This is a genomic window from Bradyrhizobium sp. CCBAU 45389 (genome assembly GCF_028128625.1).
Classification (GTDB): Bacteria; Pseudomonadota; Alphaproteobacteria; order Rhizobiales; family Xanthobacteraceae; genus Bradyrhizobium; species Bradyrhizobium liaoningense_B.
Genome location: NZ_LBIY01000079.1, coordinates 51209 through 70061 on the forward strand (window position 1 = coordinate 51209; position 18853 = coordinate 70061).

The following is an 18853-nucleotide window of genomic DNA, read 5'->3' on the forward strand; positions in this document are numbered from 1 at the left end:
CGCCGAAACAAAACGACGAAAACAACCCCATGCACAGTAGGCGGAGGGTTGTTTTTGCTCGTGTTTTTCGTTCATCGAAGCAGCTTCGACGAGGCCAGCCCTCGCGCTCCGGTCGGCCGGCGTCTTGATGCAAATCAACACGGGACTGCCATCCGGCAAATGATGCTCGTGCAGACGGGTAACCTTCCCGGACGAGCGGCGCCATGGACGAGCTGTCGAAATTTGGCATTGATGCCGGCAGGCTGCCGATCTGGCTTCGCATCGTCGCGGTCGTGGCGCTCGTCGTGCTCACCACCGGTGCGGGCTTGCTGGCCTATCGCTGGTACGCCCACCCGGTCACGCTGTCGATTGCGGTGGGCTCGCTGGATGGCGACGCCCCCAAGATCGTGTCCGCGCTTGCCAGCCGCCTTGTCGTGAACAAGGCGCCGGTGCGGCTCAAGGTCGTCGAGACCAGCGGCCCGCTCGAGTCGGCGACCGCCTTCTCGTCCGGCAAGACCGATCTCGCCGTGGTCCGCGGCGACGTCGGCGACCTGTCGCAGGCGCAGGCCATCGTCGTTCTCGCCGAGGCCGTGGCCATGCTTGTTGCGCCCCCCGGGTCGACCATCGCGGATGTCGCTGGTCTGAAGCGCGCGACCGTGGGCGTTGTCGCCGGGGATACCAATCAGAGGGTCGTCCATGTCCTCACCAAATCCTATGATCTTGACCGCGCCAACGTCGTGTTCAAAAACCTTGCACTGGACGAGGTCCGCCGCGCCTTCGAGAGCAAGGAGGTGCGTGCGGTGCTTTTCGTCATGCCGCTGAGCGAGAAATATCTGTCGCTGGTGCGGGGACTGTTCCCGCAGAACGCCAAGACCGCGCCGGTGCTGATCCCGATCGAGAACGCGGGAGCGATCGCGGAGAAAGAGCGCGCCTATGAAAGCTTCGACATTCCCAAGGGAACGTTGCGCGGGTCGCCTCCAATCCCCGGCGATGACGTGACCACCTTGCGCGTGTCCTACTATGTGGTCGGCAAGAAAGATCTCGATAACGACACGATCGCCGACCTCACACAGGCTCTCACGGCCGCGCGCAGGGACATTTTGCCGGACTGGCCGATTCTCTCGCAATTCAAGTCGCCCGACACCGACGCGGGCGCCTATCTCCCGGTTCATCCCGGCGCCGCGGAGTTCTACAACGGCAGCCAGCTGTCCTTCCTCGACAAGTGGAGCAACGCGATCTTCCTGGCACCGATGGCCCTGGGCGCACTGGCGTCGATCGCGGCCGCACTCTGGCAATTTCTCAGGTCCGGCGAAGCCGGGCCGCGTGAGCCGGCACTCGACGCGCTCTATGCGCTGGGCGGCAAGATACGAAGCTCGCAAAACGAGGCGGAACTTTCAGAGATCGAAAACCAGATCGACAACGTGCTCCGCGCACAGCGCGCGAAGTCCGATGGGGATGAAAACACGCTGGACGCAGCCACGTTGAACGTTGCGGCGCACCGTCTCGAAAATCTCATCCATGATCGTAAGGCCGCCCTGAACGCCGGCCACTCGCAGTCAACGCCCCCCGCCCAGAGCCAATCGCAAGTCTAGGCATCACATCGCGCTCGCAACGAACCCGACCGGCGTGCCTTTCGAGACACTGCCAGCGACACGTTCGGCGTCCCAATTGGTGAGACGCACACAGCCGTGGGATTCAGCCTTGGAGATCTTGTCCGGCGAAGGCGTGCCGTGAATGCCGTAGCCTTCGGCGGACAAATTGATCCACACCGTGCCAACCGGATTGTTCGGACCGGGCTTGATGGTGAAGGGCTTGCGCGAATGGACGCCCTTGAAGCGATAGGCGGGATTATAGCGATAGAACGGATTCCTGCTGACCTCGGTGACCTTGAGCGTACCTGACGGCGACGGCTTGTCCTCGCTGCCGACGGTTGCCGGATAGAATCCGATCAGCGCATTCGACTTGTCGAACAGCTTCACGGTCTGCCTGACCTTGTCGATCTCGACCCTGTCGGCCTTGGCAGGCGCCCCCTCGCCTGCGCTCGCGGTGTCGACGACGACGATGGAGTCGCCGGCCCGCTCGAAACGGCGCCCGGGATTGAGCGCCGCCAGGAGTTGCTCACTCATGTGGAATTTCTCGGCCAAGGCTTCGCGCGGACTGACAAAGCCGAGCTTCGGGATGTCCTTCATGTCCTCCATCTTCGAGGGCAGCTTGTTCAGGAACGGACCCGCCACGTCCTGCTCGGTGATGGCATAGGTCAGCGTGACCGGCCGGTCGTCCGCCCGCAGCGCCTTCCAGACCTCATCTGTTGGGGTGTCCGAGCCCGGCAACTGTCGGGCTTCCGCATAGGCGCGCAGCGCCTTCTTCGCGTTCTCGCCGAACCTGCCGTCAATCTCGCCGGGCGAGAAATGCGCCCTGTCCAGCAGCACCTGCAGCCGCACGCCCGCCGGCGTCGGCTTCTCGTTCGAAAGCGTCTTCTTCGATGGCTCGGCGGAATTGATGGCATCCGCGGTCATCTCGGCAGCGAACGCCGGCAACGTCGCCAGGGTGAAGACAAGAAAGATGCAAATCTGCCCCGCCTTCGTCAGCGACATCGCCGCCTCCCTTTCACGTCTTCGACAGTTGCGTCGTCGGAAACGGACGCGAAGCCTGCCTCCGGAAACGGCCTCGCTTCCCGCTCCGTGCCGGAGCTTCGGAGGAAGCTTTCGGCGAGGGGAACGAGCTGAGCGATGCGCATGAGAGCCTGCTACACTGAACGGAGGATCAGCACGATGGCTGCGGACAGAAGGTTCGAGATCGCAAGCAACGTCCAATTCGGCCTAGCGCTTCCGCTCGCCAGGCGGCGCGCAAGGCTCTCAATGATCCCTAGCATTCGTCATCGGAAAGCCGCTCGAGATAGGCCAGCCCGAACCCTGCGAGTTCCTGGGCATCACCGTTGCTCTCGCGCGCTTCCCGCCTCCCCTGCAGATGACGCTCGAGGAGACAGCGACGGCCATCCGCAGCATCGACATCGCGATGCCGGGCGCGGTACACGCACCATGCGGTATCAACCGCGGTTCGTAGCGGGCCGTCGTCGACCATGTTCCCAGCTCCAACGTGGAGATGTCCATGGCACGCCAACTCGTCGCGGCGGCGGAAGTTTCCAGTATTTCCCGAAAGTCTAATCCCTGCCCGCAAGGCGAGCGCAGTCAGCACGCGCTCCCCTGGTACGTGCAAATCAGCGGCGCACAGCCATCTCCGCCGCGAGCAGCAATGCGGCGCGGCTGGCGCCGATCGATGCGATGCCTTGTCCCGCAATGTCGTAGGCGGTGCCGTGCGCAGGCGTGCAGATCGGGAATGGAAAGCCGCCGAGCAAGGTCACGCCGCGATCAAACCCCATCAGCTTCATCGCGATCTGGCCCTGGTCGTGATACATCGTCAGTACGGCATCGAAGGCGCCGCCCTTGGCGCGCAGGAACACGGTGTCGGCCGGGAACGGTCCCTCGGCAGCAATGCCCTCCGCCTGCCCGGCCGCGACCACGGGCGCGATCACATCGATCTCCTCGCGGCCAAAATTGCCGCCGTCGCCGGCGTGGGGATTGAGGCCGGCGACCGCAATGCGCGGCCGCGCAAAACCGGCGTTGCGCATGCAGGCATCGGTCAGCTTGAGCGCGCGACGGATGCGTTCGCTGGAGAGGTTTGCAGCGACGTCCTTCAACGGAATGTGCGAGGTGACCCGTGCGTTCCAGAGCCGGTCGAGCACGTTGAACTCGCTCGCCGGGGTCTTGAGTCCGACCACCTCCGCGGAAAACGCGATCTCGTCGTCATATTCGGCGCGGGCAAGCCGCATCGCCTGCTTGTTGAAGGGGGTGAAGCAGACCGCGTCGACGCGGCCGTCGCGGCCGAGTTCGAGCGCGTGCCGGTAGTTGGAGAGTGCGAATTTGCCGCCGGCAAGGGTCGCGGTCTTCGGCTCGACCTCTTGAAGAGCGAGATGGCGGAGATCGATGAACAACGCATCGCCCTGCGCCGCGCGAAGGTCGGCCCCCTGCTCGACCATGGTCAAGTCCGGCTTGACACCCGCAACGCGCGCGCCCTCGTCGAAGATGCGGCGGTCGCCGATCACGACGAGGCGGCAACTCGCGCGGATGTCGTCCTGCACCACGAGTTTCGCCGTCAGCTCCGGGCTGATGCCCGCGGGATCTCCCATCGCCAGTGCGATGAGCGGCTTTGCGGTCATATGATCACCTTCTCTCGAGCTGTTTCTTGAACTGTCTCTTGGACTGCCGTTCCATCGGCGGATGGCGCGGGCTTGCGCAGCAAGCGCGCGAGCTGCAATGCAAGCGGCAGCAGGAGCAGCGCGATGCCGCCCAGGATCAGGCACGTCACCAGCTTGTTTGCGAAGAAGATTCCCAGGGACCCCTTCGAGAGCAGCATCGACTGCCGGAACGCATCCTCGGCCTTGTCGCCGATGACGATCGCAAGCACGAGCGGCGCCAGCGGATAGAACAGCTTCTTGAAGAGATAGCCGACAATGCCGAAGCCGAGCATCATGACGACGTCGAGATAGGAGTTCGACACCGAATAGGCACCGACGACGCAGATGATCACGATCAGCGGCGCGATCACCACGAAGGGAATCCGCATCAAGGCGGCGAAGACCGGGACGGTCAGCAGCACCAGCGCGACGGCGACGATGTTGCCGACATACATCGAGGCGATCAGGCCCCAGACGAAATCCTTCTGGTCGACGAACAGCATCGGCCCGGGATTGAGGCCCCAGATCATCAGCCCGCCCATCATCACGGCGGCGGTCGCGGAGCCGGGAATGCCGAGCGACAGCATCGGCAGAAGCGCGCTGGTGCCGGCGGCATGGTCGGCCGTCTCCGGCGAGATGATGCCTTCGACCTCGCCGGTGCCGAAGTAGCGGCCGCGGCGGGAGAAGCGGCGGGCGATGCCGTAGCTCATGAAGGAGGCTGCGGTCGGACCGCCCGGCGTGATCCCCATCCAGCAGCCAATTGCGGCACTACGCAACAGCGCGACGCTGTGGCGTGGCAGGCGGCCGACGGCACGAAACACCTCGCGCCAGTCGATCTTCGAGGAGACCGCACGGGCATGAAACTCCTCCTCGACCGCGACCAGGAGCTCGCCGATGCCGAACAGGCCCATGACTGCGACGACGAAGTTCACCCCCTTCACCAGCTCGTCGATGCCCATGGTGAGGCGGACGCTACCGGAGACGGTATCGATGCCGATGGCGGCGATGGCAAAGCCGATCGCGAGCGCCACCACGGTCTTGATCGGCGCCGCGCCGCCCATGCCGACGAAGCTGGCGAAGGCCAGGAAGTAGACCGCGAAATACTCGGGTGGCCCAAAGGCAAGCGCGACCTGCGCCACCCAGGATGCGAGGAACGTGATCAGGATGACGCCGATCAGCGCCCCGAAGGCTGCCGAGCCGAAGGCGGTGGCGAGCGCCGTGGTCGGCCGGCCATCGCGCGCCATCGGATAGCCGTCGAAGGTGGTCGCAACCGACGACGGCTCGCCCGGAATGTTGAACAGGATCGAGGTGACCGAGCCGCCGAACAGCGCGCCCCAATACATGCTGGAGAGCAGGATGATCGCCGAGACCGGCTGCATGCCGAAAGTCAACGGCAGCAGCAGCGACACCCCGTTCGGCGCGCCCAGCCCCGGCAGCACGCCGACGAGAATGCCGAGCAGCACGCCGACCGCCATCAGCACCAGATGCGGCACGGTGACCGCGATGGTGAAGCCGTGCAGGAGCTCCTGGAGATTGTCCAACGGCCTGCTCCCTCAGTATCCGAGCGCAGCGGCGAGCGCGCCGTGCGGCAGGCTGACCTGGAACATGCGCTCGAACACGACATAGAGCGCGAGCGCAGTGGCCGCCGACATGGCCAGCGCACGCGGCACGGATTGGTGCCTGGGGATCGCCAGTACCGCGAAGACATAGAGGCTTGAGGCGAGATACATGCCGAGCAGCGGGATCGCGGCAACGAAGATCGCAGCCGGCACGAACAGGCCGGCGAGCCGGCGCAGCTCGATCGGCGTGATCGCGATGGGGACGTTTGCCAGCGACGCCGCCGGCACAAGGCCCCGCACCAGATTGTAGAGGCTCCCGAGCACGACGATGATGCCGGTCAGGAACGGGAACGTGCCGGCATCGACGCCCGCGCTCGACCAGCCGATGCCATTGTCGAGGCTGGCGACGACGACGGCCACACCGAAGCTGCCGGTGAGGACGGCTGTCGCAAGCTCAAGCGCGCGGCGCGAGATCATAGCGTGATCCTGCCTTACTTCACCAGCCAGCCCTGCTCGCCCGCGACCTGCTTGACGTGCTCGAGGTCCTCCTTGATGAACTTGTCGAACTCGACGCCGGTCAGGAAGGTGTCGACCTGGGAGGTCTTCTCGATGTAGTCCTTCCACTCCGGCGTTGCCTGCACCTTCTTCATCAGATCGACATAGAACGCGGCCTGGTCCGGCGTGACCTTGCCGGGCAGCCACACGGTGCGCGGCTGCTCGTATTGCTTGATGTCGAGGCCCTGCTCCACGCAGGTCGGAACATCGCTCCAGCCTTCGGTCGCGGTGACCTTGGGCCCTTGCGGCAATCGCTTCGGGCTGAAAACGCAGAGCGGTCGCTGCGTGCCGCCGCGCCATTGTCCGAGGCTTTCACTGGGATTGTTGACGTGGGAATCCAGGTGCCCGCCGGCGAGCTGCACGGCAGTCTCGGCGCCGCTCTTGAAGGGGATGTAGGTCAGCTTGACCTTGCCGGCCTTCTCGATCATGCGGGTCAGCACCTCGTCGGTGTCCTTGGACTGCGCGCCGCCCATCCTGAATTCGCCGGATGCAGCCGCCTTCAGATAGTCCCCCGCATTCTTGTAGGGCGCGTCCTGCTTGACCCAGAGCAGGAACTCGTCCTGCGCCATCGCCGCGATCGGGGTGAGATCGGTGTAGTTGAAGGCGACCTTGGACACGAGCGGCTGCTGCCAGGCATTGGACGTGCCGAAGATCACCTTGTAGGGGTCGCCCGCGGAGGCCTTGCCGTAGACATAACCTTCGGCCCCGCTGCCGCCGCCCTTGTTGACGACGACGATCGGCTGCTCCGTCAGCTTGTGCTTGGTGATGATGTTCTGCACCGCGCGCGCGAGATTGTCGGTGCCGCCGCCGGGGCCGGCGGTGGCGACGAACTCGATCGGCTTTTGCGGTTGCCAGGCGGCGAGCGCCGGCATGGTGCCGGCGAGCACGACTGCGGCTGCGGAGAGCAGAAATGTTGACGTCCGACCCATGATTTCCTCCAGCTGATTTTTGTCTTTTGTTGTTGTCGTATCGACGTCCGGTCAGGCGACGCGTTCCTCGCGTCTTTCCTGGGCCGAAACAATTGCGCCTTCTTTTTCGAGCGCTTCGATCTGCGTTTGGTCGAACCCGTATTCGGCCAGCACTTCGCGCGTATGCTCACCATAGACCGGCGCCCCTGACAGCACTTTGCCTGGGGTCTCCGAAAACTTCACGGGAAGCCCGATCGTCTTCACGGGGCCGAGCGTGGAGTGCTCGACCTCGACGACCATCTCGCGCGCCAGCGTCTGCGGGTCGCTGAGCGCCTCCAGCATGTCGTGCACGGGGCCGCAGGGCACGCCCTTCTCGTCCAGCGCGGCGAGCCAGTGCGCCCGCGACCTGGTGCGGAAACGCTCGCTCAGGACGACTTCGAGCTCCTTCAGGTTCGCCATGCGGTCGGAACCGTTGACGAAGCGCGGATCGGCGGCGAGCTCGCTCGCCCCGAGCGCTTCCAGCATCAACAGCCAATGCTTCTTGTTGGCGCCGCCAACCACGAGCCAGCCGTCCGAGGCCTCGAACGCCTGATACGGCGCGTTGAGCGGATGGGCCGAGCCCATCGCGCGCGGCGCGGTACCCGCGGCGAGCGCGATGGTGGACTGCCAATAGGTCTGCACCAGCGCGGCCTCATAAAGCGAGGTCTCGACCCACTGCCCCTTGCCGGTTTTCAAGCGATGAGTATAGGCGGCGAGAATGCCCATGCTCGCGAGCAGGCCGGCGGTGATGTCGGACAGCGGCGGGCCGCACTTCACGGGCGGACCATCGGGGCGCTCGCCGGTAAAGCTCATGATGCCGCTCATGGCCTGCGCGACGAGGTCAAACCCCCTGCGGTGCTTGTAGGGGCCGGTGCGGCCGAAGCCGGACAGCGAGCAATAGATCAGCTTTGGATACTGCTTGTGCAGCTCCTCGTAGCCGAAGCCGAGGCGCTCCATGGCGCCGGGGGCAAAATTCTCGACCAGCACGTCGGCATCCGCGATCAGGCGCCGCAGCACCTGCTTGCCCCCGTCGGTCTTGAGGTCCAGCACGATGCCGCGCTTGTTGCGGTTCATCATCAGGAAGGAGGCCGCCTCCTCGCCGATCTTCGGCGGCACGGAATGGCGGGTGTCATCGCCGTTCGGCCATTTCTCGATCTTGATGACATCGGCGCCCATGTCGGCGAGCATCAGGGTGCAGGTCGGACCCGCCATGACATGGGTGAGATCGATGACCTTGAGGCCGGCCAGCGGTCCCGAACGGCGAGAGGTGGATTGTGAACTTTGCATCGGGGCGTCCTATTGGCCGCGCCACTGCGGCGCGCGCTTGTTGAGGAAAGCATCGAGCCCTTCGCGAAAATCCTGGCTCGTGTAACACATCAGGATGAGGTCTTCGCCCTCGTCCCGGGTCAGCCGCCGTTGCAGGCGGGCGACCGCCTGCTTGGTCGCATTCAGCGTCAGCGGCGCGTGACTGGCGAGCAGCCGGGCGACCTCATAGACGCGCTTCTCCAGCGCGGCCAAGTCATCGACGACCTCGCCGAGCAGCCCGACGCTGGCGGCCTCCGCGGCTTCGACAAGGCGCGCGGTGAAGATCAGGTCCTTGACACGGGCGGCGCCGATCAGCGCGGTGAGACGGCTGACATTGGACATCGACAGGCAGTTGCCGAGCGTCCGGGCGATGGGAAATCCGATCTTCGCGGTTTTCGTGCCGATGCGGAGGTCACAGGCTGCGGCAATCCCCGCCCCGCCCCCGGTGCAAAAGCCGTTGATCGCGGCGATGGTCGGCACGCGGCACTGCTCCAGCGTCGAGAGCACCCGGTCGATCCGGTTCTCGTAGTCGATCGCGTCCTGCGGCGTCCTGAATTCACGGAACTGGTTGATGTCGGTGCCGGAGGCGAAGGCCTTGTCGCCGGCCCCGCGCAGCACCAGCACCTTGATCGATTGATCGCCATTGGCCTCCTCGCAGATCGCCGCGAGGCGCTCGTACATGGCGAAGGTGAAAGCGTTGCGCGCCTGCGGGCGGTTGAAGGTGATCCGCCCGATGCCGTCGTTGCATTCAAAAACGAGGTCGTCCGCCTCCGCAGCCGGGTCCATTTCCTCATATCCTCTTGTTTTTTGCATTTTTGAATGCAAAATTTGGGATTAGCAAGCTGGAACTTCCAGATTTCGACTGATTACTTCATTTTTGCATTCAAACTGGAGCGGCGGTGCCATGCTTCACGAAGACGTCGTCGGCCGCATCCGCGCCATCCTGCTCGACGGTGAAATCCCGCCGGGTGCGCGGATTCCCGAGCGCGAGCTGTGCGAGCGGCTGCAGATCTCGCGCACGCCGCTGCGCGAGGCGCTCAAGGTGCTCGCCGCAGAAGGCCTGGTGCAGCTGCTGCCGCATCGCGGCTCGCGCGCGGCAAAGCTGACCGACAAGGACATGCGCGACCTGTTCGAGGTTTGCCAGGGCCTGGAGGCGCTCGCCGGCGAGCTCGCCTGCGAGCGCATCAGCGACGCCGAGATCGGCGCGATCGGCACGGCGCATGACGAGATGGTGCGGCATTATCGCGAGGGCGATCTGATCCAGTATTATCGCGGCAACCGCGCCATCCACGAGGCCATCGTCGCCGCGGCCGGCAATCCCGCGCTGACCGGGCTCTATGCGTCGGTGACGGCGCGCATCCGCCGCGCGCGCTACGTCACGCCGATGACGCCGCAGCGCTGGGCGCTCGCGGTGAAGGAGCACGAGGCGATCCTGAACGCGCTGCAGCGGCGCGACGGCGCCGGCCTCTCGCACATCCTGCGTGCACATCTGCGCCACAAGCGCGAGGAGGTCTTGCAGGCTGGCTTTGCCGAGACGGAGGCAAACGACCTCGGCTTGCGGATCGCGTAAGCTTCTTGCAGCGACGATTCAGCGGACACAATCGCGACACAATCATTGATTGATTCTTACGCATCCCGCGATCACCGCCAATCCGTTTCCTCTTGCGAGCCTGTCTGAACCGGCGCAGCATCGCAGTGCCGGCCCAAGGCCGCATCACGCGCGAAAAATCGCGCGGATCAAAACAGAAAACGGAGGATACGAATGACACTTGATGTCTCACGTCGGTCCCTGCTCGCGCTCGGGGCCGGCCTCGGCGCCAGCGCGCTCCTTGGCAGCAGTGCGATGGCGCGCGCGCCCAAGCTCGGCACCCAGACTCCCTATTGGCATCGCTTCATTCTCGGCGATGCCGAAGTGACCGTCGTGTCCGACGGACCGCTGCCGCTCGGCGATCCCTCCGGCACCTTCACCGGCGTTCCCAAGGAAGAGGTGAAGAAGATGCTGGCCGACAATTTCCTGTCACCGGACAATGTCGTGCTCGAGCAGAACTCGCCGATCGTGAACACCGGCGACAAGCTGATCCTGTTCGACACCGGCATGGGCTCCTCCAGGATGTTCGGCGCCACCACCGGCCGGCAGCAGAAGAGCATGACCGAGGCCGGCATCAAGCCGGGGGACATCGACGCCGTGGTCTGCTCGCACGCCCATATCGACCATATCGGCGGCATCGTCGACGAAGGCGGCAAGCCGCTGTTTCCGAACGCGCAGATCTACATCTCCCAGAGCGATTTCGACTTCTGGACCGACGAAGGCAAGATGGGGAGCGCGGCCAAGGATTTCGTCGTGCACGCCCGCAAGAACCTGCTGCCGGTGCGCGACCGCATCGTGTTCTTCAAGGATGGTCAGGAATTCCTGCCCGGCGTGCAGGCGATCGCGGCGCCCGGCCATACCGTCGGCCACACCATCTTCATGGTCTCCTCGGCCGGCAAGTCGTTCGCCTTCCTCGGCGACCTCTCGCATCATTCGGTGCTGCTGCTGGAGCGGCCGCGGATGGAATTCTCCTACGACACCGACCCGAAGCAGGCGGCGGAATCGCGCGTGAAGCTGCTGACCATGCTCGCGGCCAACAAGACGCCGGTGATGTCCTATCATTTCGCCTGGCCGGGCTACGGCCACGTCGCCAAGGCCGGTGAAGGATTCCACTATTATCCCGAGCCGATGCAGATGACGCTGTAGCCGGTGACATCAAGCCCGGGCCCTCGCATGTGCGGCCCGGGCCGATCGTCTGATCTGCGACAAAGGGAATGATCCCTGACCAACTCCCTCGCCCGACACTTCTGCAGCATTTTTCGACAAGGCAGGCCCGTTCCAGGCAAGAGCCGGCCGCATTGCTCGGGTAACACTCTGCTCGCATCATTCATCGACGCGAGAGCGTAAGGCCCCTTAGCTGCTCGCGTTCGAAATGCCGAGGAGACATGCCATGAAGATCGTCGTGATCGGCGGTACCGGTTTGATCGGATCCAAGCTCGTGGCGAGGCTGAAGCAGCAGGGCCACGAGGCCGTGGCCGCCTCGCCGAAGTCGGGCGTGAATGCCGTCACCGGAGAAGGTCTCGCGGCCGCGCTGACTGGTGCGGATGTCGTGGTCGACGTCGCCAACGCGCCGTCCTGGGAGCCTGCCGCCGTGCTGGAATTCTTCCAGCGTTCGAGCCAGAATCTCGCGGCGACGGAGGCCGCGGCGGGCGTCAGGCATCACGTCGCGCTGTCGATCGTGGGAACGGATCGCTCGCCCGACATCGCCTATTTCCGGGCCAAGCTCGCGCAGGAGAGCATCGTCAAGGCATCGTCGGTCCCCTACTCGATCGTGCGCGCCACGCAGTTCTTCGAATTCCTCGGTGCCATCGCCGAGACGGGCGCGGCTGACGGGCGGGTCGTCGTTCCCTCGGCGGCGTTCCAGCCGATCGCATCCGACGACGTGGCCGCGTGCCTTGCGGAGGTCGCAACCGGACGGCCGCTGAACGGCACCATCGATATCGCGGGCCCGGAAAAGGCGCCGTTCAACGAGTTCGTTGCGCGCCGTCTGAAAGCGGCGGGCGACAGCCGCCCCGTGGTGGGTGACGCCAAGGCCGGCTACTACGGCTCACCCATCGAGGACACCTCGCTGGTCCCGCTCGGCGAGGTCAGGCTCGGGAAAACGCCGCTCGCGGCATGGCTGGCGACGGCCTGAGGATTCAGGTCATTGCAACGACCGCAATGAAGGACATCTCATGTGCAGACTGTTGATCGCGACGGCGGCGTGCGCCGCATTGTTCCTGACGGCACAGGCCGCCGCGGCGCAGCCGGCCGCGAAATCGGCCAAGGTGACCGTGGTATTCGACCATGCCCTGCCGAATGTTCCGGGCAAGAGCATGAAGGGCGTGCTGGTCGAGTATGGCCCCGGCGGCTCCTCGCCGGCCCACACCCACGCGCGCTCCGCATTCATCTATGCGACGGTGCTGGAGGGAGCGATCCGAAGCCAGGTCAATGACGAGCCCGCAAAAGTCTATCAGAAGGGCGAGAACTTCTTCGAGAAGCCCGGCGATCGCCACGCCGTCAGCTCCAACGCCAGCGACACCGAGCCTGCGAAGCTGCTCGCCGTGTTCGTGGTGGACACGGCCGATACCGAGTTGACGACGCCGATCGTGAAGTAGAGCGGGCTATTCCGCGGGCTCCGCGACCGCGGCGGGGTTCGCGGCGGCGTCCGTCCGCTTGCCCGGAAACATCCGCCGGACCAGCACGAACAGCGCGGGCACGAAGAAGATGCCGAGCACGGTCGCCGCGATCATGCCGCCGGCAACGCCGATGCCGACCGCATTCTGGCTCGCCGAGCCCGCACCCGTCGCCACCGCCAGCGGCAACACACCGAGGATGAAGGCGAGCGAGGTCATCAGGATCGGGCGCAGGCGCTGGCGCGCGGCGTGCAACGTGGCCTCGACGAGGCTGCGGCCGGCCGCGATCTGCTCCAGCGCGAATTCGACGATCAGGATCGCGTTCTTGGAAGCGAGACCGATCGTGGTGAGCAGGCCGACCTGGAAATAGACGTCGTTGGCCTGGCCAAACAGCGTCGCCCCGAGCAGCGCGCCGAGCACGCCGATCGGCACCGTCAGCATCACCGCGAACGGCACCGACCAGCTCTCGTAGAGCGCGGCGAGGCTGAGAAAGACGATCAGCAGCGAGATCGAATAGAGATACAGCGTCTGGCTGCCGGTGAGGCGTTCCTGGAACGACAGGCCGGTCCATTCGTGGCCGTAACCCTTGGGGAGCTTCGCCATCTGCTCCTCCACCGCCTGCATCGCAACGCCCGAGCTGACGCCCTGCCCGGCCTGGCCCTGGAGCTCGACGGCGGCAACACCGTTGTAGCGCTCGAGGCGCGGCGAGCCAAAACTCCAGCGGTCGGTTGCCAGCGCCGAGAACGGCACCATCGATCCGGAAGCGTTGCGGACATACCAGCGGCCGATGTCGCTGGTGTCCATCCGGAACGGCGCGTCGCTCTGCACATAGACCTGCTTGACGCGGCCGCGGTCGATGAAGTCGTTGACATAGGCGCCGCCCCAGGCCGCCGACAGCGTGGTGTTGAGGTCGCTGAGGTTCACGCCGAGCGCGGTGGCCTTGGCCTGGTCGACGTCGAGGTTGAATTGCGGCGTATCGTCCTGGCCGTTCGGCCGCGCCTGCGCCACGCGCGGGTCCGCCGCGAGCTGGCCGAGCAGCTGGTTGCGCGCCTTAATCAGCGCCTCGTGACCATTGCCGCCGGTGTCCTGGAGATAGAGATCGAAGCCGCCGGCATTGCCGAATCCCGGGATCGAGGGCGGCAGCACCGCGAACACCATGGCGTCGCGGATCTTCATGAACGCGCCCATGGCGCGGCCGACCACGGCCTGCGCCGAGGTCCCCGGATGCTTGCGCTCGTCGAACGGTTTCAGGCTGACGAAGGCGAGACCCACATTCTGACCCTGGCCTGCGAAGCTGAAGCCGCTGACCGCGAACACGCCTTCCACCGCGTCCTTCTCGTTGTCGAGATATTGGTGCTCGACCTGCTTGATGACGTCGAGCGTGCGCGCCGAGGTCGCTCCGACCGGAAGCTGGATCAGGGTCATGATCGTGCCCTGGTCCTCCTCGGGCAGGAACGAGCTCGGCAACCGCTGGAACAGGACGACCATGGCGGCAACGATCGCGACGAAGGCGATGATCACGCCGGCCATCCGTCTGATCGCCGCGCCTGCGGTGCGCTGGTAGCCGTCGGCCATGCGGTCGAAGCCGCGGTTGAACAGGCCGAAGAAGCCGGCTTGCGCGCCGTGATGCTTCGGCGGCTTCAGGATGGTGGCACACAGGGCCGGCGTCAGCACCAGCGCCACCAGCACCGACAGCAGCATCGCCGTGACGATGGTCAGCGCGAACTGCCGGTAGATGATGCCGACCGAGCCGTTGAAGAACGCCATCGGGATGAACACCGCCGAGAGCACCACGCCGATCCCGACCAGCGCGCCGGTGATCTCGCGCATGGACTTTTCCGTCGCCTCGCGCGGGGACAGATGCTCCTCGACCATCACGCGCTCGACGTTCTCGACCACGACGATGGCATCGTCGACCAACAGGCCGATCGCCAGCACCATCGCGAACATCGTCAGCGTGTTGATGGAGTATCCCGCGAGCGAGAGCACGCCGAAGGTCCCGAGCAGCACCACCGGCACCGCGATGGTCGGAATGATGGTGGCGCGCCAGCTCTGCAGGAACACGAACATCACGACGAAGACGAGCGCGATCGCCTCGAACAGCGTGTGGATCACCTTCTCGATCGACAGCTTGACGAACGGCGTGGTGTCGTAGGGATAGACGACGCGGAGCCCCTCCGGCATGGTGGTACCGAGCTGGGCAACCCGCGCCTTCACCGCTTCCGAGGTTGCAACCGCATTGGCGCCAGTCGCAAGGCTGATGCCCATGCCGGCGGCGGGCTTGCCGTTGTAGCGCGCGGTGGAATCGTAGGATTTCGAGCCAAGCTCGACGCGCGCGACATCGCCGATGCGGACCGTCTGGCCCGATGACGCCGTGCGCAGGATGATGTCCTTGAACTGCTCCACCGTCCGCAGGCGGCTCTGCGAGGTGATGGTGGCATTGAGCTGCTGGCCGCCGACCGACGGCAGTCCGCCGAGCTGGCCGGCCGTGACCTGGGTGTTCTGGGTCTGGATCGCCGCGATCACGTCGCCCGGCATCAGATTGTACTTCGTCAGCTTGTCCGGATCGAGCCAGATGCGCATGGCATATTCGGCGCCGAACAACGTGACCTGGCCGACGCCGGCGACGCGGCTGATGGGATCATTGATCGACGAGGCCACATAATCGGCGATGTCGCTGGCGGCGAGCCGGCCGTCCTCGGAGACGAAGCCGAGCACCATCAAAAAGCTCGCCGACGATTTCACCACCTTGATGCCCTGCTGCTGCACGACCTGCGGCAGCAAGGGGGTTGCGAGCTGGAGCTTGTTCTGCACCTGCACCTGGGCGATGTCGGCATCGGCCTCGTTGGTGAAGGTCAGCGAGATCTGCACGACGCCGGTCGAGGTACTCGACGACGACATGTACTGGAGATAGTCGAGGCCGGTCATGTTCTGTTCGATGACCTTGGTCACCGAGTTCTCGGCGGTCTCCGCATTGGCGCCGGGATAGGTCGCCGTAATCGTGACCACGGTCGGCGCGATCTGCGGATATTGCGCGATCGGCAGCCGCATGATCGCGAGCACGCCGCCCAGCATGATCAGGATGGCGATGACCCAGGCGAAGATCGGCCGCTTGATGAAGAAATGCGACATGACGATTACTGCTCGGTTGTGGCGGGCGCGGGCCGCGCATCGGCCTGCCGCGTCGAATTCACGGTGAGGCCGGTTGCCGGATCGACCGCGACCTCGACGGTCTTGACGGGGGCGCCGGGACGCGCCTTCTGCGTTCCGTCGACGACGAGGCGATCGCCCGGCCTGGCGCCCGATCGCACCAGCCAGTTGCCGTCGACGTCCTCGCCAAGATCCAGCGTGCGCTGCTCGATCTTGCCGTCCTTGTCGACGAACATCGCAACCGCCTGCCCCAGCGGATTGCGCGAGACCGCCCGCTGCGGCACCAGGATCGCGTTCGGATCGACGCCGGCGACAACGCGGGCGCGCACATACATGCCCGGCAGCAGCGCCCGCTCGGGATTGGCGAAGATCGCGCGCGAGGAGACCGAGCCGGTGCTCTCGTTGACGCTCGCATCGGTGAAGCCGTATTTGCCCTTGTCGCCGTAGGTCTCGCCGCTCTCCATCAGCAGCTCGACCTGCACGCCCTCGGCCGGGCGCTTGAGCTTTCCGCTGGCGATCTGGTTGCGCAGCCGCTCCATCTCCGAGGTCGACTGGTCGAGGTCGACGTAGACAGGGTCGAGCTGCTGGATCGTCGTCATCGCGGTCGCCTGGCTGGCGGTGACCAGCGCGCCTGGTGTGATCGACGACTTGCCGATCCGGCCCGAGATCGACGCGGTAACCTTGGTGCGGTCGAGCGAGATCGCGGCGGTGTCGCGGTTGGCTTCGGCCGCCTTCACGTCGGCCTCGCCCTGCTTGTAGGCAGCCACCGCGTCGTCGACGTCCTGCTGGCTCGCCGCGTTGGTCTGGAGCAGCTGGGTCTTGCGCGCGGCCTTCAGCTTGACGCTGACCAGCGTTGCCTCGGCCCGCTGCACCGCAGCTTCCGAGCTCGCCAGCGCGGCCTTGTACTGCACCGGGTCGATCTCATAGAGCAGATCGCCCTCCTTCACCTCGGCGCCCTCCACGAAATCGCGCTTGAGCAGGATGCCGGTGACCTGCGGCCGGACCTCCGAGACCTGGTAGGCGACCACCCGCCCCGGCAGGACCGTCGAGATCTTCGCCTCCTGCGGCTTCAAAGTCAGAACACCGACCTCCGGCACCATCTGGCGTGGTCCCGCTTGCTGGCTCTGCTCGCCGCAGGCTGCGAGCGACAGCAGAGCGAGTAACGGAACAGCGCGAACGATCGGGGGACGCATGATGACGATCCATCGGATGAGGTTTGGGATGAGGTTGCGGGCCTCCCGGAGAGGCCATTTACATTGACACATCTGGAAACTATGCAGTTTCCATCAGGAAACTTGGGAGTTTCCTTACCTGAAGTCAAGTGCTAGGCTGCCCTGATGCGTCCGCTCAAGCAGTCGTGAACCGACCTCAACTGAACGACAGGTTTTGCATGGCGAGGAAATCCGTCAGCCGCAGACAAGCCAGCGGCAGTCCGCCCCCCGAACGCGACGTCGCCCTTCCCGCGCCCGATGCGCGCCTTTCGCATTTGCTGGCCGCCGCGAAGGAGACGTTCACCAGCAAGGGCTTTGCCGCGACGACGATGGACGACATCGCCGGTGCCGCCGGGATGTCGAAGAAGACGCTCTACAAGCTATTCGCGAGCAAGACCGAGCTGTTCCGCGCCATGCTGCTGCGCAGCCTGCCCGAGGCGGATTATGCAGACACGCCTTCGGAAGGATCGCCAGTGACCCGGCTTCGAAACATGCTGCGGGAGGCGGCGGACGTGGCCCTGTCGCCGGGCGAGATCGCCCTGCAGCGCCTGATCATCGGCGAACGCCAGGCCTCGCCGGAGCTGGGGCGCATGTTCGCCGAAGTCATCATGGAGAGCGGCATGGAGCATATCGTCGACCTGCTCAGGACGATTCGCCTGGAGTCACGTTTCGAGGGCGTGCCGCTGCGCCTCATTTCCGAGATGCTGTTCGGTATGGTGTTCGGCCACGATCATTTCAGGCTGCTGACCGATACCGAATTCCGGCTCAACCGCCGCGTACTGGATCGGCGGATCGACCTTGCGATTGCGACGTTCTGTGCGGCGGAGGATCAGGCGAGATAGCCGGAAGCGCCGTCCCATAAGAGCTTCAGCGCCGTGACCACCAGCAAGCCGTAGCAGGCCCGGTAGATCTGCTGCTGGTCCAGCCTTCCATGCAGCCGCCAGCCGAGCCAGACGCCGGTGGGAATGGCGAGCAGGCACGCGGCCATGACGATCCAAACGTTTCCAGTCGGCCGCACCAGCAGCAGCCACGGCACCGCCTTGGTCGCATTGCCGACCGTAAAGAACAGGCTGGTCGTGCCCGCATAGACTTCCTTGCTGAGACCGAGCGGCAACAAATACATCGCCAGCGGCGGTCCACCGGAGTGCGCGACCATGGTCGTGACACCGGAGGCAAGACCGGCGGCGACCGCCTTCGGTGACGAGCGCCGACGAATGACGACCTTCGGGTCGCTCACAAGCCACAGACCGACAAAGACCAGGGTGACGAGCGCCATCACGATCGCGACGGCGCGATGGTCCAGCACGCGAAACAGGAGATAGCCAAGCGCAATGCCGACCACGAGCCCGGGCAACAGCAGCACGAGGTCCGGCTTCGACCAGGTCGAGGGTTTCCAGTAGCGCAGCGCGAACAAGTCCATCGCGATGAACAATGGCGCCAGCAGGCCGCCGGCCGTGACCGGATCCATCACGAACGACAGCAGCGGAATGCCGACGATGGAGAAGCCGCCACCGAACGCGCCCTTCATGAAGCAGATCAGGAACACGCCTGCAAAGGCGATGAGGACAGTGGTGACCGTCAGTGCCATCTGAGTGTCTCCAAATCCGTCACGTGCAAGTCCGGCGCGTGCAAGTCCGTCAGACGCGTCCGGATAGCCCCGTCACTCCGCTTACGACCTCGGGGGCCGACCGTCCTTGTTTCGGAAAAACA

At 65.1% G+C, this 18853-nt stretch carries 18 protein-coding genes; 6 read left to right on the forward strand and 12 right to left on the reverse strand.

Translation table 11 applies throughout. The features are described from left to right. The first annotated feature begins 203 nt into the window (after nt 1-203). A complete protein-coding gene (locus XH79_RS11505; protein ID WP_212336792.1) occupies nt 204-1571 on the forward strand; it encodes a TAXI family TRAP transporter solute-binding subunit in 1368 nt (455 codons plus the stop codon). A 3-nt stretch (nt 1572-1574) separates the two neighbouring features. Here XH79_RS11505 and XH79_RS11510 read toward each other — a convergent pair whose 3' ends face one another. From XH79_RS11510 to XH79_RS11545, 8 genes are all read right to left on the reverse strand, one after another. After that, a complete protein-coding gene (locus tag XH79_RS11510; RefSeq protein WP_271581727.1) occupies nt 1575-2573 on the reverse strand; it encodes a L,D-transpeptidase family protein in 999 nt (332 codons plus the stop codon). A 271-nt stretch (nt 2574-2844) separates the two neighbouring features. Next, nucleotides 2845-3060 (reverse strand): hypothetical protein, encoded by a 216-nt coding sequence (locus XH79_RS11515; protein ID WP_212336795.1) that lies wholly within the window; start codon nt 3058-3060, stop codon nt 2845-2847. Nucleotides 3061-3196: 136 nt separating this feature from the next. Further along, nucleotides 3197-4195 (reverse strand): 4-hydroxythreonine-4-phosphate dehydrogenase PdxA, encoded by a 999-nt coding sequence (locus XH79_RS11520; RefSeq protein ID WP_271581728.1) that lies wholly within the window; start codon nt 4193-4195, stop codon nt 3197-3199. After that, entirely contained in the window at nt 4192-5754 is a 1563-nt protein-coding gene (locus XH79_RS11525) for a tripartite tricarboxylate transporter permease (protein WP_212336799.1), read from the reverse strand. Before XH79_RS11525 ends, XH79_RS11520 begins: the two co-directional genes overlap by 4 nt. A gap of 12 nt (nt 5755-5766) precedes the next feature. Continuing rightward, complete coding sequence (locus XH79_RS11530) at nt 5767-6249, reverse strand: tripartite tricarboxylate transporter TctB family protein (protein WP_271581729.1); 483 nt, start codon at nt 6247-6249, stop codon at nt 5767-5769. A 14-nt stretch (nt 6250-6263) separates the two neighbouring features. Continuing rightward, nucleotides 6264-7256 (reverse strand): Bug family tripartite tricarboxylate transporter substrate binding protein, encoded by a 993-nt coding sequence (locus tag XH79_RS11535; RefSeq protein ID WP_271581730.1) that lies wholly within the window; start codon nt 7254-7256, stop codon nt 6264-6266. Nucleotides 7257-7307: 51 nt separating this feature from the next. Next, complete coding sequence (locus XH79_RS11540; protein WP_271581731.1) at nt 7308-8561, reverse strand: CaiB/BaiF CoA transferase family protein; 1254 nt, start codon at nt 8559-8561, stop codon at nt 7308-7310. Between the two features lie 9 nt (nt 8562-8570). Continuing rightward, a complete protein-coding gene (locus tag XH79_RS11545; RefSeq protein WP_271581732.1) occupies nt 8571-9365 on the reverse strand; it encodes an enoyl-CoA hydratase/isomerase family protein in 795 nt (264 codons plus the stop codon). Between the two features lie 118 nt (nt 9366-9483). On the opposite strand from XH79_RS11545, the gene XH79_RS11550 reads away from it, so the two are divergent. The 4 genes from XH79_RS11550 to XH79_RS11565 all read left to right on the forward strand — a co-directional run bounded on the left by XH79_RS11550 (nt 9484) and on the right by XH79_RS11565 (nt 12764). Continuing rightward, the gene (locus XH79_RS11550) at nt 9484-10149 is read left to right on the forward strand and encodes a GntR family transcriptional regulator (RefSeq protein ID WP_212336809.1); all 666 of its coding nucleotides are present in this window, start codon (nt 9484-9486) and stop codon (nt 10147-10149) included. A 192-nt stretch (nt 10150-10341) separates the two neighbouring features. Beyond that, nucleotides 10342-11313 (forward strand): MBL fold metallo-hydrolase, encoded by a 972-nt coding sequence (locus XH79_RS11555; protein ID WP_271581733.1) that lies wholly within the window; start codon nt 10342-10344, stop codon nt 11311-11313. A 244-nt stretch (nt 11314-11557) separates the two neighbouring features. Then, nucleotides 11558-12301, forward strand: coding sequence for an SDR family oxidoreductase (locus XH79_RS11560; RefSeq protein WP_271581734.1), 744 nt, complete (start codon nt 11558-11560; stop codon nt 12299-12301). A 40-nt stretch (nt 12302-12341) separates the two neighbouring features. Continuing rightward, nucleotides 12342-12764 (forward strand): cupin domain-containing protein, encoded by a 423-nt coding sequence (locus tag XH79_RS11565; RefSeq protein ID WP_271581735.1) that lies wholly within the window; start codon nt 12342-12344, stop codon nt 12762-12764. Between the two features lie 6 nt (nt 12765-12770). Here the strand turns inward: XH79_RS11565 and XH79_RS11570 are convergent, their stop codons facing one another. The 3 genes from XH79_RS11570 to XH79_RS11580 form a co-directional block, all read right to left on the reverse strand. Further along, nucleotides 12771-15914 (reverse strand): efflux RND transporter permease subunit, encoded by a 3144-nt coding sequence (locus tag XH79_RS11570; protein ID WP_271581736.1) that lies wholly within the window; start codon nt 15912-15914, stop codon nt 12771-12773. 5 nt (nt 15915-15919) lie between these two features. Next, nucleotides 15920-17125 (reverse strand): efflux RND transporter periplasmic adaptor subunit, encoded by a 1206-nt coding sequence (locus XH79_RS11575; RefSeq protein WP_271581737.1) that lies wholly within the window; start codon nt 17123-17125, stop codon nt 15920-15922. Nucleotides 17126-17300: 175 nt separating this feature from the next. Then, nucleotides 17301-17483: a hypothetical protein gene (locus XH79_RS11580; RefSeq protein ID WP_271581738.1), complete on the reverse strand. Its 183-nt coding sequence runs from the start codon at nt 17481-17483 to the stop codon at nt 17301-17303. On the opposite strand from XH79_RS11580, the gene XH79_RS11585 reads away from it, so the two are divergent. Further along, a complete protein-coding gene (locus XH79_RS11585) occupies nt 17473-17985 on the forward strand; it encodes a TetR/AcrR family transcriptional regulator (protein WP_271581739.1) in 513 nt (170 codons plus the stop codon). The genes XH79_RS11580 and XH79_RS11585 overlap by 11 nt on opposite strands. Here the strand turns inward: XH79_RS11585 and XH79_RS11590 are convergent. Beyond that, nucleotides 17973-18731 carry a sulfite exporter TauE/SafE family protein gene (locus XH79_RS11590; protein WP_271581740.1) on the reverse strand — a complete coding sequence of 253 codons (759 nt, stop codon included), beginning with the start codon at nt 18729-18731 and terminating at the stop codon, nt 17973-17975. The two genes, XH79_RS11585 and XH79_RS11590, sit on opposite strands and share 13 nt — an antisense overlap. Nucleotides 18732-18853 lie beyond the last annotated feature (122 nt).

Bases quoted from the DNA above. Each gene is read 5' to 3' on its own strand.
- XH79_RS11505 (WP_212336792.1), top strand. From the start codon at position 204: ATGGACGAGCTGTCGAAATTTGGCATTGATGCCGGCAGGCTGCCGATC.
- XH79_RS11510 (WP_271581727.1), bottom strand. From the start codon at position 2,573: ATGTCGCTGACGAAGGCGGGGCAGATTTGCATCTTTCTTGTCTTCACC.
- XH79_RS11515 (WP_212336795.1), bottom strand. From the start codon at position 3,060: ATGGTCGACGACGGCCCGCTACGAACCGCGGTTGATACCGCATGGTGC.
- XH79_RS11520 (WP_271581728.1), bottom strand. From the start codon at position 4,195: ATGACCGCAAAGCCGCTCATCGCACTGGCGATGGGAGATCCCGCGGGC.
- XH79_RS11530 (WP_271581729.1), bottom strand. From the start codon at position 6,249: ATGATCTCGCGCCGCGCGCTTGAGCTTGCGACAGCCGTCCTCACCGGC.
- XH79_RS11535 (WP_271581730.1), bottom strand. From the start codon at position 7,256: ATGGGTCGGACGTCAACATTTCTGCTCTCCGCAGCCGCAGTCGTGCTC.
- XH79_RS11540 (WP_271581731.1), bottom strand. From the start codon at position 8,561: ATGCAAAGTTCACAATCCACCTCTCGCCGTTCGGGACCGCTGGCCGGC.
- XH79_RS11545 (WP_271581732.1), bottom strand. From the start codon at position 9,365: ATGGACCCGGCTGCGGAGGCGGACGACCTCGTTTTTGAATGCAACGAC.
- XH79_RS11550 (WP_212336809.1), top strand. From the start codon at position 9,484: ATGCTTCACGAAGACGTCGTCGGCCGCATCCGCGCCATCCTGCTCGAC.
- XH79_RS11555 (WP_271581733.1), top strand. From the start codon at position 10,342: ATGACACTTGATGTCTCACGTCGGTCCCTGCTCGCGCTCGGGGCCGGC.
- XH79_RS11560 (WP_271581734.1), top strand. From the start codon at position 11,558: ATGAAGATCGTCGTGATCGGCGGTACCGGTTTGATCGGATCCAAGCTC.
- XH79_RS11565 (WP_271581735.1), top strand. From the start codon at position 12,342: ATGTGCAGACTGTTGATCGCGACGGCGGCGTGCGCCGCATTGTTCCTG.
- XH79_RS11570 (WP_271581736.1), bottom strand. From the start codon at position 15,914: ATGTCGCATTTCTTCATCAAGCGGCCGATCTTCGCCTGGGTCATCGCC.
- XH79_RS11575 (WP_271581737.1), bottom strand. From the start codon at position 17,125: ATGCGTCCCCCGATCGTTCGCGCTGTTCCGTTACTCGCTCTGCTGTCG.
- XH79_RS11585 (WP_271581739.1), top strand. From the start codon at position 17,473: ATGGACGACATCGCCGGTGCCGCCGGGATGTCGAAGAAGACGCTCTAC.
- XH79_RS11580 (WP_271581738.1), bottom strand. From the start codon at position 17,483: ATGTCGTCCATCGTCGTCGCGGCAAAGCCCTTGCTGGTGAACGTCTCC.
- XH79_RS11590 (WP_271581740.1), bottom strand. From the start codon at position 18,731: ATGGCACTGACGGTCACCACTGTCCTCATCGCCTTTGCAGGCGTGTTC.